We start from the raw sequence: 16,184 nt of genomic DNA on the forward strand, positions 1-16,184 counted from the left end.
GGGAGGTTTGCGAAGCACGGTGGGCATTCGCGGTGAGTTAAGCCAGTGGAATGAGGATAGCAAAAACAAGGGTCGCCAGAAACGACACCAACCCCATGATGGTCAACAAGACGCTAAACGTTTTCAGGGTTTCCTTTTCGGTGAAACCACTCATGCGGCTAATGACCCAAAAGCCGCTATCGTTCATCCATGGAAGGGGCTTCGATCCACAACCAATCGCCAGGGCCAGATAAACGGGGTGGAAAGGCAATCCGATCTGCATGGCAACCGGCACGACAATCCCAATGGCCGTTATCATGGCCACCGTTGCCGAACCCTGAATCACGCGAATGATCGCTGTAATCATGAAGGCCGTCACCAACAGGCCTGTCCCCCCCACGGTACTTGGCAGCGAGTCGGCGATCGCGGCACCAATATTCGTTTGACGAATGACCTCACCAAACGCACCCCCGGCGCAAGTGATCAGGACGACTACGCCCCCTTCACTGAGGGCCTTCTGCACCGACTTGCTGAGACCAACCCAGGTCATCGCTGGCTTGCAAAACAAGGTAGCCAGTGCCAAAAGCGCTCCGATCGACAACGCAATGTTCTTGTCGCCAAGGAAGGAGATCGCCGTGATCCAGATCTCGCTGGTCGATGCCGGCAAAGCGGTTTGGCTGACCGTTTTCAGTCCTAGCAACAAAATCGGAATTACGATCGGTAAAACGGAAAACCAAAAACTAGGCAGATCACTTTCGTCGTTGGGCTCTTCGGCAATCGCTTCTTCCGCTTCAATCCGAAGGGGAATCTGCCACCGCCGATTCGCCCAGAGCATATAGAAGTAGCCTGCGATGACCCCCCAGATACCGACACCAATCCCTCCGAGAATCATCGCACCGATGCTCACATTCAGTTCGGTCGCTACGAACAACGGCCCAGGCGTCGGTGGAACAAGGGAGTGTGCCAGGGTTCCCCCGACCACGATCGACAACACGTATTTCAAATAGTCTTTACCGGATCTCTGAGCCATGGCCTGGGCCAGCGGCAGCATCAGAAAGAAAACCGTGTCAAAGAAGACCGGAATCGCCAAAACGAAACTACTGACGACAAAGGCCAGTGCCGTCCAGCGTTCCCCCATCGCATGTCGAATACCATAGACAATCCGCTCAGCCGCCCCGCTCGATAGCAAACATTGACCAATGATCGACGCCATGGCGATCAGAATCCCTATTTTGCCAAACGTCGAACCTAAGGCATTCGCCACCCGGTTGATCGCGCTGCTGCCTGACAATTGCTTAGCTTCTCGATACGTGTCCTGAGAAACAAACCGGGCACCGGCCAGATCGATATCATTTGGCAATTCATGGGCGACGAACGCTCTGGTAACGTTGTCCTCTTCGGCAAATCGGTCGACCCATACCACTAGGGGCTCTTGTTTGGCTCCTCCATCTGGTGAATTGAAGGTGATGTAATACGCACCAGGCTTTTTGGGCAGCCCTTCCTCGACATCGGACAGCACGATCTGGTTTCCCTGAACCTCGGAAATACCAGAGGTCAAGCGATGTAGCACACTTTGCGAGACGGAAAGGGGGCTGGTTGCTGCTGCGACTGCCAAAGCCCCCAAAAATAACGCGAGAAAGGCATGCATCCGTAAGAAGAGAACGCCACAGATGACGATCACCATTCCTAGAACAATCGCGAGCATATCTTGGCTGGCCTGATTTGTTATAAGGACCGATAGGGAGGAGGAAACCAAGGAGGGACGAACGGCACAGCTTTCGTATTCCCATATTCGGATGCTGGAAATACTCGCCGTCGATGCCAGAAGTTATCAGATAGGAAGGAGTTGCACAATTCCCGAGACCTTCCCTTTGACGCATTCTCAGCCATTGACCTCAACTGAACGGTAGCCACTTTAACAATAAATACGATGGCTAATATGGTGCGTCATCTTCCAATATTACGGGCTTAGGAAAACCTGACCAAAATCTCTCAGGAAGCCTTCAAAAGAGAACACTTGCCTGAGATGATCATCACTACAACGAAAATGAGACACCCTTTTGCTTAGCATCGGCGAGTTCGCAACCCCCTCGAAATACGGCGTAAAGAAGCCCTAATTACGCTGTTCAACTATTGGAATTGGTAATGATGTCAGACGATGGTTCGGTGAGTCATATCCCTCCCTTTCCCGATGGATATCGCGGTGCGGGAATCTTGCTCCACGTGACCTCCTTGCCTGGGCCATACGGGATTGGAGACTTCGGTCCCGAGGCCATCCGCTGGATCGACTTGCTGCACGAAAAAGGTCAATCGTGGTGGCAAGTCTTACCCTTGGGGCCAACTGGGCGCGGCGGTTCCCCCTACCTGCCCCTTTCGTCATTTGCCATCAACGAAATCCTGGTAAGCCCCGATTGGCTGATCGAAGACGGGTGGATCTCCCCGTCGGACGTAGAAACTCACATTCCTGAAGGCAAAGTCGATTTCGAGAACGTTACGACCTTCAAGTACGACCTACTGGAAAAAGCCTGGGCGAGTTTTCAACAGGCGACGGCAGAACAACAGGCAAGCTTTCAGGAATTTTGCGATCACCATGCCCACTGGCTGGAAGACTACGCACTCTTCCGTGCGCTGAAGGTGAAATTTGACGACGCCGATTTCCTGACTTGGCCACATGATCTTGTGAATCGCGATCGCAGTGCCATCGACGAAGCTCATGAGGAACTCGCTACATCGGTCCGCAAGTTTCGCTTCTACCAGTTTTTGATGGCGGGGCATGCGGGACGCGTGCGAGATCATGCCCGGGCAAAGCATGTCCGCATTGTCGGGGACGTTCCGATTTATGTTTCCGCCGAATCAAGCGAGGCATGGGCAAACCCCAGTTTGTTTATGTTAGACGAAGACAAGCGTCCCAAGTTTGTCGCTGGAGTTCCGCCAGACTACTTTAGTTCCCTCGGTCAACTTTGGGGCAATCCTGTTTACAACTGGGAAGCACATCGACGCAACGGCTTCCGTTGGTTCATCGATCGCCTGCAATCGCTACTGGAATATGCCGACGCGATTCGATTAGATCACTTCCGAGGCTTCGCCGCTGCCTGGAATGTACCGGCCGAAGCCACCACGGCCGTCGACGGGGCTTGGGTCCCTGGTCCTGGTGCCGAACTGTTCGAGGCCATCCAGGCGGAACTTGGTTCGTTGCCGTACATCGTCGAAGATCTAGGAACAATCACGAAAGACGTGTACGAACTTCGCGATCAATTTGACCTTCCGGGAACGCTGGTGTTGCAGTTCGCTTTCGATGGCGATCCCAACAACTTCTACCTGCCCGAAAACTACAAACACAACGCCGTCGTCTACACCGGCACGCACGACAATGCGACAACCCGGCAATGGTACGACGAGTTGCCCGAGTCGGCCCGCGAGGTCGTCTGGCGAATGCTCAACATTGAACCCGTCACGCCAGATGACGTGGCCTGGCAATTGATTCGTACGGCCTGGTCTTCCGATGCTGCGTTGGCAATCGCACCGCTACAGGACGTACTCAATCTCGGCAGCGAAGCGCGAATGAATGTTCCCGGCGAGGCAGACGGAAACTGGGACTGGCGCTGCCCCAGCGAACTACTGGAAAGCGATTACTTCACCCGTTTGAAAGAAGTAACAGAACAAACCGATCGCGTCGAGAAACTCTAACGTCCTCGACATGCATTCATTTACGACGTCGGGAACCACCCTTCTCGTTTCTCACAGGCGTCACACAATCTTCATCAACTGCAATCGCCGGCAGGTTGCGGTTTTGTCAAGTCTCTTCGCCCCTGCGTGATTTTCGCTCCACTGGTAGCCAATCCCACAAAGGTTATCTTGGTGATTAGAGGGAAGTCTGTTCGTCGACTTCTCTCATCGAATATGGTCAATTGGAAGTATCGCCCAGGCTTGAACGACAAGGAATACATGATGACATCGACGACGACTCCCCTCACTCAGCTCAGCGCCTGGAAAAGCTTGACCCAGCACTTCACCGCCATTGAGTCGACACACCTTCGTACCCTCTTCGAAGAAGACCAAACACGTGGAGAACGACTGACGGCGGAAGGAGGTGACCTGTTCTTCGACTACTCCAAAAACAGAGTTACCGATGAAACACTCAAACTGCTGATTCAACTCGCGGAAGAATCCGGTCTTCGCCAGCGAATCGAAGCCATGTTCAGCGGCGAGAAAATCAACATCACCGAGGACCGGGCAGTATTACATACGGCTCTTCGCGCTCCCAGAGACAAAACGATTATCGTCGATGGCGAAAACGTCGTTTCCCATGTCCATGAAGTTCTCGACCGGATGTCTGCCTTCTCCGAACGTGTTCGCAGCGGCGACTGGAAGGGGCACTCTGGCAAACGCATCGTCAACGTAGTCAACATTGGTATTGGCGGATCGGACCTGGGCCCGGTTATGGCCTACGAAGCCCTGAAGCACTTCAGCCAGCGCGACATGGTATTCCGGTTTGTCTCTAATGTCGACGGAACCGACTTCGCCGAAGCGGTGCAAGACCTCGATCCTTCCGAGACCTTGTTCATTGTCGCGTCCAAAACGTTCACCACGCTAGAAACGATGACCAACGCAAACACAGCCCGTGCTTGGTTGTTGGCCGCGTTTGCTGGCGATTCGTCGGCGGTGGCCAAGCACTTCGTTGCCGTTTCCACTAATGCGGAAAAGGTTTCGGCCTTTGGCATCGATACGGCCAACATGTTTGGCTTCTGGGATTGGGTCGGCGGACGTTACTCAATGGACTCCGCGATCGGCCTTTCGACCATGCTGGCCATTGGCCCGGATAACTTCAAGGCAATGCTCGACGGTTTCCACCAAATGGACGAGCACTACCGCACGGCACCGTTCGAGAAAAACATTCCCGTCCTGATGGCTTTGCTATCGATCTGGTACAGCAACTTCTTCGGCTCAGAATCGATCGCCGTCCTTCCCTATGAACAGTACTTGAAGCGGTTCCCAGCTTATCTCCAACAACTCACCATGGAGAGTAACGGGAAGTACATTACGCTTAGCGGCAACCGCGTAGATTACACGACCGGTACGATTTACTTCGGCGAACCTGGAACCAATGGCCAGCATTCGTTCTATCAGCTGATCCACCAGGGAACCGAATTGATCCCCTGCGATTTCATCGCATTTGGCAAGTCCCTCAATCCGCTAGGTCGCCACCACGATATGCTGATCGCCAACGTGTTGGCCCAGTCGGAAGCGTTGGCCTTTGGTAAGACCGAAGAGCAAGTGAAAGAAGAAGGAACGCCTGACTGGCTGGTTCCGCATCGTGTTTTCGAGGGAAATCGACCGTCGAACACGATTTTCGCCGACGAGTTGTCTCCATCGATTTTGGGGCAACTTGTTGCTTTGTATGAGCACTGCGTATTTACTCAGGGCAGCATCTGGCAAATCAACTCTTTCGATCAATGGGGCGTTGAGCTCGGCAAACAACTTGCCCAGCGCATCATTCCTGAACTAGAAAGCAGCGAGACGCCTGATCTTCAGCACGACAGTTCCACCAACAACCTCATCCGCCGTTATCGAGCCACAAAGGAGAAATGATGCACTTCATCAATGTCACCAGCGAGGAGTTCGAGAAGTTCAAAACCACACCTGGCTTTGTCGCCGCTCTCGATCAGAGTGGCGGCAGCACCCCCAAGGCCCTGCATCTTTACGGGATCGAAAAGGATGCCTGGTCCAACGAAGAAGAGATGTTTGACCTGGTGCATCAAATGCGCTCGCGCATCATCACCAGCCCCAGTTTTAATGGCAACCGAATTCTGGCTGCGATCCTGTTCGAAAACACGATGGATCGCGAAATCGAGGGCCAGCCTACCGCCGATTATCTGTGGAACGAGAAAGGGATCGTACCCATTCTCAAGGTCGACAAAGGACTGGAAGCCGAGGCCCAAGGCGTCCAGCTAATGAAGCCAATGCCACAGCTGAAAGAACTTCTGGAACGGGCCAAAGCCAAGAACATCTTTGGCACCAAGATGCGATCGGTCATCAAACTGGCCGATCCCGCTGGCATCAAAGCTGTCGTCGATCAGCAATTCGAGGTTGCGGAAACCATTATTGCTGCAGGGCTGGTTCCAATCATTGAACCTGAGGTCGATATCCACAGTCCCGAAAAACCCCAAGCCGAGGCCTTGCTGAAAGAATGCATCGCCAGTCATCTCGGGCACCTTCCTGATCACAAATACGTGATGCTCAAACTTACGCTGCCGGACGAAGATAACTTCTATCGTGCGTTCGTCGAGCATCCCCAGGTCCTGAAGGTGGTTGCCCTTTCCGGCGGATACACGCGCGACGAGGCCAACAAGCTGCTAAGCCGGAACAACGGTGTAGTGGCGAGTTTCTCTCGTGCGCTTACCGAAGGGCTGACGGCCCAGCAGACGGAAGAGGAGTTTGACACAATGCTGGATCGCTCGATCCAGAGCATTTACGACGCCTCCATCACATAACTAGAGACGGCAATTCACACGTAACGGCCGACCCGAATTCTCTCGATTCGGCCGTCGAAGTACGCGCCACGTCGTTCCTCCGACGGCGCTTAAGCGTTGTAGCGACAGTACTTTATGGACGCATTTCGCTACACCATCAGCTAGGAATGTTTTTCGGGCAAAGCCTCTTGCAAGCTTAGCCCAGGCTGATATCCTATAAGCGTACTGAGATTCAATATCAACAACAAGCTGCCGCCAGCCTCTTTTGCCAGCGTCCAGGCACACTACCTCATAATCGCGTAGACCATCTGCGGGAATTGTAGTCTCTTGAGGATGCTGTATTTCCTTTTGTCCCCATCGTCGCGGTGCACCAGTTGCTTGCTTTACCCAAATGGGTAGTCGTAACTGAGCGATCATCACGAAAGAACTTCGCCAGGTATCCCTCATGAAATATGCGTTGCTGTACCACTTTGCGTCCTGCATTTGGATTACTTTGCTGACTCTGCTCGCTACTGCCGAGTCAGTGGCCGAGGAATTTCGATCGGCCGCTTGGCCTTCCTTTCAAAACGGTGGACAAATGTCGGTCGCCGGCGATACGCTTCCGACACGTTGGTCGGGCGAGGAAAACATTGCCTGGAAAGCCGAGATTCCCGGCTATGGTCAGTCGACTCCGATTGTCACCAACGGGCAGATCGTTGTGACATCGACCAGCGGTCCCAACAAAGAGAATTACTATCTGGTTGCCTACTCGCTGGAGAGCGGCGAGAAGCTTTGGCAGAAAGAGTTCACCAATCCCAGCCCCATTGAAAACACCTCGTACGTCAGCCGGGCCGCACCAACGCCTATCGCCGATGATTCTGGCTACATCGCTTACTACGAAGGGGGTCTGGTCGTTGCCGTTTCCCCTAAGGGAGAAGTTCGCTGGCAGCGAGACCTTGTCGAAGCATACGGCCCGATCGCCTCGCGTCATGGTCTTTCTTCCTCGCTCGAACAAAACAAGGATCTGGTGTTCGTTTGGGTGGAACGCTCGGAAGAGCCGTACCTGGCTGCTCTTAACAAAGAAACAGGCGAAACCGTCTGGAAAGTCGAGGGGCTGGGCAAAACCTCGTGGAGCACGCCTCGCTTGATCCCTGTGGGAGATACGACCCAACTGGTATGCAGTGCCAGCGGCAAGATTGCCGGCTTCGATCCCAACAACGGAAATCGATTGTGGCAATTCGATCAGATCGCCAACAACACGACCTGTACGCCTATTCCGCTTGGGGATGGTCGATTCCTGATCGGCGCTTCGGAAGGACGGGGCGAAGCGGCGGCTCAAACGGATGGCACTTCCAATGGCGTCATTCAGATTACCAAGCAAGACGACGGAACTTTCATGGCAGATTTTGCCTGGCAAGCGGCGAAGGCCAAGTCGAGCTTTGGTAGCCCTATTGTTGCCGATGGAACGGCCTGGTTCATCAATCGCAGCGGCGTTCTGTTTGGTGTGAATCAAGAGACCGGCAAGCAAACGACCTCGGCACGTCTGGCTGCCGGAGGCGTTTGGGCAACTCCACTTCAGCAAGGAAATCGGCTGTATATCTTTGGCTCGAAGGGCACGACTTCGATCCTCGATTTGCCCACCGGCGAGATCGTTGCCGAGAACTCGCTCTGGGCTAGTCCGGAAGGGGAGGAGGGAGAAGGGAGTTCGACCGAGATCCTTTATTCCGCAGTTCCCGTTCCTCCCTATCTGATCCTTCGCACCGGGGGCACGTTGTACGCCGTTCGAGAAAAATCATCCAACTAAACCGACAACTCTGAACAACGCATTCACCTTCCCCCTAAGGTAGATTCATGAAACTTTTTAAGACGCTCGTTGCTTTGTGCCTATTTGCCGCGGCAACTCCTGCCTATGCCCACTTTCCCTGGTTAACCATCAGTGAACATGGGAACGTGCAGTACTTCTTCGGTGAGAATCCGGCCGACTGCACTTACAAATTGCCAGGGGCCATCGCGAAGTCCGACATTGAATTGGTCACTGCCAAGGGAACGAAAGAGAAGTTGGAACTCAGCCCCATCGAAACAGATGACTTCGTTGGACGCACCACCAGCCAAGCAATCGATCGGAACTCTCTGCTGCAATCGCAGGTCACCTTCGGGATCTACCACGGCTCGCGGCTCGACTACTATACGGTTCATTATGGCGGCAAGTTGCCTGCTTCACTCGAAGACTCCAACAAGCATTCCTCGGATCTCACCCTGAAAGCAAACCTTGTCGACACCGAACATGGCGTTGACGCTTACATCACCTGGAAAGGCCAACCTCTAGTCGATGCCGACGTTCAGCTTTTCTGTGAAGAAGGCCACCAAGATGCCTCGAAGAAGACAGACAGCGATGGCAAAGTCTCGTTCACCGACAAAGAAGTAGAAGACGGCCTCAACGGCATCATGGTGGGCCACACCTTGAAAGACGAACGAGGCACACTGAACGACAAGAAATATGAATCGACGTCACATTACTTGACCGTGACGTTCAAGGATCCACAAGACTTCGAAAAGTAGCCCCCTCCCTTTTTCACATAGTCCTGTGGCTTTAATCTCCCTTCCAACCCAACGAAAACTTCTACCGATGCGAAACCAATCTACCTACCTGTTTGTTGCTTTGGCCCTAGCCATTGCGATTCCAAGCTATGCGGTCGAAGCCGATACGCAAACAACCAGCAAGACATCCGATCCGACGGCGGCCAGTCTTCGTCAAGCTGCTCACGATGCTCGTGAAGTCTGGAACAACTTCCCTGGATTCACGGCGAACATTGTCGTATCCGAAGATTCAGAGCGGTACGAAGGAACAATTCGTGTCGGGAAAGACTTCGAGTATGTTCTCGACATCGACGACGAGGCGCAGAAACCTTGGCTGAAGTCGAAGCTTCGCTCGGTTATCTCCCATCGTGAACCATCGGCGTCTCCGGAACAGTACGATGTTTCGTTCCAGGACGAAGCCACAGAGCACGTTGCCGGCCGTTTGATCGCCGAGAACGATGGCTCAGGCGTCTTCCGGATTCAAGACGGTCAGATCAAGGAAGTCATCCGGCGAAACGAGTCGTCCTGGTTCGAGATCACCACGCTTGAAAACTTCACGACGCCAGCCGGCAAAGTCCTTCCGCAAACCACATCGGTTACCTTCCGAGATCCCGAGACCGGCAATATTGAATCGAACCTGAGCAACTACTTCGCCTGGAAGCAGGTTGGCGAATTCTACCTTCCCGATCATTGCTACACCGTCAAGACTGGCGAAAAGGGGGAGCGTTCCGTTCGCAAGCTCGAATTCACTGCTCACCAACTGCACCTGGGTGAGCCCAGCACCGTCAAGTTGCATCGCCCCTTGCCAGAATCCCTGACCAGTTTTGGTGCCGCTGTTCTGGGCGACTATTTGTATGTCTTCAGTGGACACGATGGTGACGCCCATGGCTTTGGCAAAGATGTCCTGGCCGACCACTTCCGTCGTATCAAGTTCGACGACCCCAGTGCCCCGTGGGAAGAACTCGCCAAGCAGGAACCTGCCCAGAGCACTGCCCTGGTCACGGATGGCACCTATATTTATCGCATCGGAGGTCTCACGTTCCTGAACAAGGGAGACGAAGAGACCAATTTCAAGTCGACAACGCATTTCACGCGATACGACACCGAGAAGAACGAATGGACCGACTTAGCCCCACTGCCTGAACCGCGTTCTTCGCTCGATGCGGCCGTGCTGGGTCGTCACATCTACGTTGCCGGCGGCTGGGATCTGCAGGGCGAATCGTCCAACGACGCTCCCTGGCACGATGACATCCTGCGGTTCGATCTCGATCATCCAGAAAACGGCTGGGAATCACTCCCGGGACCGGGATACCTGACCCGAGCCGTTTCCCTCGCTGCACATGAGGGGAAGATTTATCTCTTTGGTGGCATCCAGCAGAGTGGCATTACCCGCAAGGTTTCTGTGTTCGATCCGAAATCGAACAGTTGGTCGACATGCCCAGAACTGAAAGCCGACAGCAGTGCTTCCGGATTTGCGACTAGTTCGTTCGCGACTGGGGGACACCTGTACGTCACCGGCAGTTCTGGCATCCTCTACCGTCTGAGCGAAGATGGCACTGCCTGGGAAGTCGAAACGCGTTTGATGTACCCACGTATGTTCTTGCGACTCCTGCCGGTAAGCGAAAATCGACTGCTTGCCGTTGGAGGAACTTCCATGCTGGGTGGCCGTCTGGCCACGATTGAATCGGTTCCGGTTCAATCAGAATCGGCAGGGCCGAATGTTGTCCGCTGGTCGTTGCCATTCGATGGCAAGGCCAAGCAAAGCCAAACCTTGGTGCTGGATGGTACGAACCTGTACGCATTGGGGGGTAATTCCAGCCGCAAGCCGCACGACTTCACCAAGGACACGATCCTCAACGAGGCATTCGTCTACGACATTGCCAACCAAACGGGGGAACGTCTTCCGGATATGCCATATGCCCTGCAAAGTGGAGCGGCGGTTCGCCATGCCCAAACCAGCGAACACAAGCAACTGCTCGTTCTCGGCGGTCTTGGTATGCCAGACCAAGAGTTTGGCTCGCTCGCTAAAGTGCTCTCCTTCAACCCTGAAAGTAAGGTCTGGACAACGGTTAACTCGACACTGCCCACACCACGTGGCATGTTCAACGCCGTCAGCTTCGATGATGCCGTCTGGTGCTTTGGTGGTAGTGAAGCGGGCAAGGGGCGTGGTCTGAACGCCAACGTTCTGCATTGGTGGGGTGACGAAACATCGATCGCCCCCCTTCCGGAAGTTGCCCTACCCCATCCGCGTCGGTCATTCGGGAGTGCCCAAATTGGGGATGAATACTTCCTGGTCGGCGGTCTGGGGCAAAGCGAAATCGTCGATACGGTCGATGTCTTCCACTTGAAAGATCGCACGTGGCGAACCATTGCCGCTCCGCACAAGCATCGCGTCTTTCCGAGCCTGGCCAGCGATGGCAAGCGTTTGTACCTGTTCGGCGGTTTCTCGAATGCCCAGGGACACTTCTCGCAGGAACCCTCCTTGGAAGTGTACGATCCCCAGGCCGACCGCTGGACAGTCCTGGCAGATGAACTGCCTGGAATCGATAGCTCTATGGCCATGTTCAATTTCGGCGGACGTCTGCTATTTTACGGTATCGACCGAGAAGTGGACGGGCAGGCCAATTTCGTCCTGTTTGATCCCAATCCTCGCGAAACTCCTGCCGCGGCCGAAGGTTTAAACTTCTCAGGCCGTCGTCGTGGCAGCGAAGCCGAAGCCAACGCCAAGACGATGCTTCGAAAGGACACGAACAAGGATGGTAAGCTTTCAGCCGAAGAGTTAGGGGATCGACTCGGTTCGCTCATCAAGTCTGGCGATAAGAACAACGACGGACTGCTGACGCGGGAAGAACTGATTGCCGCCCTGAAGAAACAAGAAAAGGAAGCGAAATCCCAACAGGGTAAGGACGAAGCATAGGGCTCAATGGCCACTATCCTGCAAAAAATGGTAACTCGCGGTTTCCACGGAACCTTTTTCATAAGAAAACGCATGAAACTCCGAATCTGGAACCTTATTGCTCTGTCCCTCATGGCAGCTTTCGCAGCGTCCGTTCGTGCAGAGGACTTTCACTTTCGACACGAACACGTGCTCGGCACTTCGCTGCACTTGGCAATTTCGTGTGACAACCAGGCGCAAGCTTCGACCATCGAGCAGCGTGTTCTTCAGGAAATCGATCGCCTGAACTCCGTACTAAGCCGCTGGGACGAACATAGCGAATTTACGGCATGGCAAGCAGGCCCAAAGAGTTCAATCTCCCGTGATCTCGCGACCGTCCTCAAGCGTGCCGACGATTGGCGAAGTGCAACGTCCTTGGCATTCGACGTTCGCGCAGAAGCCGTTTCACAATTATGGAAAAACGCAGCCAGGCAGGGGCATGCTCCGAGTGATCCCCAGCGTCAGCAACTGGCAATCCAACTACGAACCGCTCCTTACGCGTTCAAGCAAGACGGAACGGTTCAGCGTAGCGACAAACTGCCCATCAGCTTGGACGGCCTGGCCAAGGGATACATCTTGGATCAAGTGTGCGAACTGGTTCAGCGAGAGTATCCAGATACAAACGACTTCCTGATTAACATCGGCGGCGACCTGCGAAAGTTAGGAGACCAGCCGCTGGAAGTGGCCATCGAGAACCCCAGCAACACATCCGAAGGTGCCAAGCCGTTGCAAACGTTTATCGTTTCGCAGCCCATCGCCATGGCTACCAGTGGCAATTACCGACGGTTCCTAAATGTTGGCGATCGCCGGGTATCTCATATCGTGGACCCTCGGACCTGCTTGCCGGCTGAACTCACATGCTCGGTTACCGTGGTTAGCGCTTCCGCTATCGATGCCGATGCGTTGGCGACTTCGGTCAGCGTTCTCGGTCCGGAAGAAGGTCTCGCTTTGATTGAACGCCTGGATAACACCGAGTGCTGCGTCGTTAACGCTTCGGGAGAAATCGTGACCTCCAGCGGTTGGCCGCTTGGCGCGATCCAGGCCAATACGCGGCAGCTTGTCGCCAAAGAGGATGAACCGCAGCCTGAGTATGGCCTTTTCGTCGACTTCACGATCCAGCGTGCCGGTGGGGGACGATATCGACGTCCTTACGTGGCAATGTGGCTGGAAGACGCCGAAGGGTTTCCCGTTCGGACGGAGATTCTCTGGTTGCAAAAGGAGCAGCCAGGGCCACGTTGGCATCGTGATCTTACGCGTTGGTATCGCAACGATCGGCTTCGCAGGTCCGTCGAGGACCTCGATCTGATTGAAACCATTTCCGGGGCAACACGCGGCCCAGGCGAGTACAAAGCTCATTTCGATGGAACCGACAATCTCGACCTTCCGCTTGCTAAAGGGAAGTATACGTTGTGCCTGGAAGTAGCTCGTGAGCACGGCACCTATCAACTCATTCGTGAAACAATCCAGTGGGGAGACAAACCAATCGCCGAGAAGAAGCTGAAAGGGAATGTGGAAGTTGGTGCCATGTCGTATCGCTTTGTTCCTCAGCCTAGTACGGACAAAGTGGCTCAATGAGGTCGGACGAACAGACGCCTCGCCGTCGTAAATCTTGGTATGCGGCCAGCGCCAAGCTGACCCGTTGGTTGCATACCTATTTATCGATGATCAGCTTCGCGACGCTGCTCTTCTTTGCCGCGACAGGGCTCACGTTGAATCATCCAACCTGGTTTGGAGCGGACGAGGTAGTTATCCGAGACGACGATGGTTCTTTCCCGACCTCGCAACTTGCGGGCGAAATAGACAAGCTATCGATAGTCGAACACCTTCGGGAAACGCATCACCTGAAAGGGAAAGTTGCCGAATTCGAGGTTTCGGAATTCGACTGCATGGTAACGTTCAAGAGTCCCGGCTACGCGGCGGATGTTTTTATCGATCGAGAAACGGGCAAATATACCGTCAGCGAGACTTCAAGCGGCATGATCGCGATCATGAACGATCTTCACAAAGGTCGAGACTCCGGAGCCGGGTGGTCATGGGTAATCGATATTTCGGCAATTTTGATGGTGCTGGTCTCGGTAACGGGGCTCGTCCTGCTGTTGTTTTTGAAACGCCAGCGCGGAGCCGGACTGGTCGTGACCCTGGTGGGAACCATCCTTCTGATCGCTGCGTGGATGCTTTGGGTACCGTAGCGGCCATCGGGCAAATTCCCAGTCAAGAACGGGAAATAACCGATCGCAGCCCCCTGACTGGCGGTTTGGGGGTCATTTCTTACCCACGGATTTTCACCTTGAAATAGGTTTGCATCGATAGATTGCTGCAAACTAAAATCAGTACAGCCTATATAGTTAAGGTCTTACTGGAGCGGAAGTTTCGCAAATCACAGCAGCAAGTTCTCCCAATTGGCAAAGCGTCTTAGCAGATCGCAGCATAACCATGTGTCGACTTTTATTGACACCTTATTGGGGGATTATTGGCAACAGCCACGCAACCGTTTCGATAACTTCGACAGAATATCGAAAAAGCAGTATGCGAGTAAAAGCAATTCAGGAATGTACCTGAGTTAAGCGATTGCAACGCGTCCCATGCCAACGAGCCGCTGCCTGGGCCTGATTGGGTTCGGAGCCACCAGGTGTGAACTTCCCAGCGGAGGCGATGATTTGATTCGGATTGAAGTGAAGAAGGGCCCGATGCAAGGTCGGGTCTATGAGTTTGAGGGACACGATATCTTTCTCTTCGGGCGTGACGAACAACATTGTCACGCTTCGATCCAGGAAGATCCGTTTGTCTCGCGTCATCATTTCTTGCTCGAAGTCAATCCGCCCCTCTCTCGGCTTCGCGACCTGGGCAGCCGCAATGGTACGTTTGTCAACGGTAAGAAACATGGCGGTCGTGTAACGTTCGCCAGTCTCGAAAACGAAGGCAAAGTTGGCGGGGCTTCTGTTGATCTAACCAACGGAGATGTCATCACAGCAGGTAAGACGGTCTTTCAGGTCTTCGTGGAAGAAAAGAAGCCCATCACGGCTACCTGCGTCTTCGATAAATTCGTGGACGACGACTCCGAAGATGCTTCTCCCGGGGGTGATATTCGCCGCACCATCACCGAGATTCCGCCCCCTAGTTCTCCGTCGGCGATCGGTCGGCAGACCATGCACGAGTTGCCCCCCTCGATGCCAGGCAATGCAGGCCGACAAACAATCCGCGAGTTGCCTCAGCCATCTCCTGGTTCCGACGTCGGTCGACAAACGATCAACGAGATGCCGCCACCGGCGGATTACTCGCAGATTGCCGGACGAGCCACGATGGTCGAAGGCGCGAATGCCCCCAACGGCGCGTTTGGAAGTCGAATTGGCCATAACGATCACACCTATGAACCGCCCGAGCGAAAGCCCGGAGAATTTCCCATTCTAGACGGTTTCGAGTTCAAAGAGTTCCTGGGGGCCGGCGGGTTGGGCGAGGTTTATCTTGCCAAACGCACCATCGATGACAGCCCAGTGGCCATCAAGTTTTTGCGATCACGTGTAAACGTAACCCATGATGCACGCGATGCATTCCTCAAAGCCATGCAAGTCAGCGGTCGGCTTCGCCATCGCAATATCGTGCAATCGTTTGGGGCTGGCAGCATCGGCAACGAGTTTTACGTCATCAACGAGTATTGCGACGGTGGGCCTCTGTCGAAGCTTTTTCGCCAGAAGAAATCGAATGTGCAGCCAAAGCACATTGCCGTTTCGCTTTACTTGCTGCTGGATAGCCTGGCCTTCGCTCATGAAAAGGGTCTGGTTCACCGCGACTTGAAGCCTTCCAACTTGTTGGCGGCTAAACGCAATAAACGTTGGATCCCCAAGATTGCCGACTTCGGTCTGACCAAAGACTTTGAAAAAGCAGGTTTCTCTGGGATGACGGCAACCGGCACCTATACCGGCAGTTTTCCCTACATGCCGCGCGAACAACTGACCGACTACAAGTTCGTGAACCCTGCCAGCGATGTCTTCAGCATGGGCGCGAGTTTTTATCGAATCATCACGGGTCGATATCCGCGTGGCGACGAGAAAGGGAGCGATCCCTTGGCACTCGTCCTTAGCGGCGAAGTTCAACCGCTGCGTAAACGCTACCCCGGATTCCACCACGGCCTGGCGGATGTGCTGGATACGTCGCTGCAAACTGAATGCTGTGAACGTTTCCCCAATGCTCGTGAAATGCAAAACGCGCTTCGAGTGATTATGAAGAAGGAAGGATGGTTGTAGAGC

Annotated in this window: 10 protein-coding genes; 9 read left to right on the forward strand and 1 reads right to left on the reverse strand. The window is 54.1% G+C overall.

The genetic code is table 11. The features are described 5' to 3' along the window. Positions 1-37: 37 nt before the first annotated feature. A complete protein-coding gene (locus C5Y96_RS17415) occupies positions 38-1,684 on the reverse strand; it encodes a GntP family permease (RefSeq protein ID WP_105355943.1) in 1,647 nt (548 codons plus the stop codon). A gap of 440 nt (positions 1,685-2,124) precedes the next feature. On the opposite strand from C5Y96_RS17415, the gene malQ reads away from it, so the two are divergent. The 9 genes from malQ (at position 2,125) to C5Y96_RS17460 (ending at position 16,181) form a co-directional block, all read left to right on the forward strand. Continuing rightward, positions 2,125-3,666, forward strand: coding sequence for a 4-alpha-glucanotransferase (gene malQ, locus C5Y96_RS17420; RefSeq protein ID WP_199188728.1), 1,542 nt, complete (start codon positions 2,125-2,127; stop codon positions 3,664-3,666). Between the two features lie 258 nt (positions 3,667-3,924). Beyond that, positions 3,925-5,568, forward strand: a complete 1,644-nt coding sequence (gene pgi / locus C5Y96_RS17425; protein WP_233199007.1) for a glucose-6-phosphate isomerase — start codon at positions 3,925-3,927, stop codon at positions 5,566-5,568. Continuing rightward, positions 5,568-6,470, forward strand: a complete 903-nt coding sequence (locus C5Y96_RS17430) for a fructose bisphosphate aldolase (RefSeq protein ID WP_105355945.1) — start codon at positions 5,568-5,570, stop codon at positions 6,468-6,470. The genes pgi and C5Y96_RS17430 overlap by 1 nt, the downstream gene beginning before the upstream one ends. Positions 6,471-6,894: 424 nt before the next feature. After that, the gene (locus tag C5Y96_RS17435; RefSeq protein WP_105355948.1) at positions 6,895-8,232 is read left to right on the forward strand and encodes a PQQ-binding-like beta-propeller repeat protein; all 1,338 of its coding nucleotides are present in this window, start codon (positions 6,895-6,897) and stop codon (positions 8,230-8,232) included. A 47-nt stretch (positions 8,233-8,279) separates the two neighbouring features. Beyond that, positions 8,280-8,987, forward strand: coding sequence for a hypothetical protein (locus C5Y96_RS17440; protein ID WP_105355950.1), 708 nt, complete (start codon positions 8,280-8,282; stop codon positions 8,985-8,987). Between the two features lie 67 nt (positions 8,988-9,054). Next, on the forward strand, positions 9,055-11,922 hold the full coding sequence (locus C5Y96_RS17445; RefSeq protein ID WP_105355953.1) for a DUF3386 family protein: 2,868 nt from the start codon (positions 9,055-9,057) through the stop codon (positions 11,920-11,922). Between the two features lie 72 nt (positions 11,923-11,994). Then, positions 11,995-13,515 (forward strand): DUF2271 domain-containing protein, encoded by a 1,521-nt coding sequence (locus tag C5Y96_RS17450; RefSeq protein WP_158261292.1) that lies wholly within the window; start codon positions 11,995-11,997, stop codon positions 13,513-13,515. Continuing rightward, positions 13,512-14,129 (forward strand): PepSY-associated TM helix domain-containing protein, encoded by a 618-nt coding sequence (locus tag C5Y96_RS17455; RefSeq protein ID WP_105355958.1) that lies wholly within the window; start codon positions 13,512-13,514, stop codon positions 14,127-14,129. The genes C5Y96_RS17450 and C5Y96_RS17455 overlap by 4 nt, the downstream gene beginning before the upstream one ends. Positions 14,130-14,522: 393 nt before the next feature. Continuing rightward, a complete protein-coding gene (locus C5Y96_RS17460; protein WP_105355960.1) occupies positions 14,523-16,181 on the forward strand; it encodes a protein kinase domain-containing protein in 1,659 nt (552 codons plus the stop codon). Positions 16,182-16,184: the final 3 nt, after the last annotated feature.

Source organism: Blastopirellula marina (genome assembly GCF_002967715.1).
Classification (GTDB): Bacteria; Planctomycetota; Planctomycetia; order Pirellulales; family Pirellulaceae; genus Bremerella; species Bremerella marina_B.

Excerpts from the sequence above, each read along its gene's own strand:
- C5Y96_RS17415 (WP_105355943.1), bottom strand. The coding sequence starts at position 1,684 with ATGCTCGCGATTGTTCTAGGAATGGTGATCGTCATCTGTGGCGTTCTC.
- malQ (WP_199188728.1), top strand. The coding sequence starts at position 2,125 with ATGATGTCAGACGATGGTTCGGTGAGTCATATCCCTCCCTTTCCCGAT.
- pgi (WP_233199007.1), top strand. The coding sequence starts at position 3,925 with ATGATGACATCGACGACGACTCCCCTCACTCAGCTCAGCGCCTGGAAA.
- C5Y96_RS17430 (WP_105355945.1), top strand. The coding sequence starts at position 5,568 with ATGCACTTCATCAATGTCACCAGCGAGGAGTTCGAGAAGTTCAAAACC.
- C5Y96_RS17435 (WP_105355948.1), top strand. The coding sequence starts at position 6,895 with ATGAAATATGCGTTGCTGTACCACTTTGCGTCCTGCATTTGGATTACT.
- C5Y96_RS17440 (WP_105355950.1), top strand. The coding sequence starts at position 8,280 with ATGAAACTTTTTAAGACGCTCGTTGCTTTGTGCCTATTTGCCGCGGCA.
- C5Y96_RS17445 (WP_105355953.1), top strand. The coding sequence starts at position 9,055 with ATGCGAAACCAATCTACCTACCTGTTTGTTGCTTTGGCCCTAGCCATT.
- C5Y96_RS17450 (WP_158261292.1), top strand. The coding sequence starts at position 11,995 with ATGAAACTCCGAATCTGGAACCTTATTGCTCTGTCCCTCATGGCAGCT.
- C5Y96_RS17455 (WP_105355958.1), top strand. The coding sequence starts at position 13,512 with ATGAGGTCGGACGAACAGACGCCTCGCCGTCGTAAATCTTGGTATGCG.
- C5Y96_RS17460 (WP_105355960.1), top strand. The coding sequence starts at position 14,523 with ATGCCAACGAGCCGCTGCCTGGGCCTGATTGGGTTCGGAGCCACCAGG.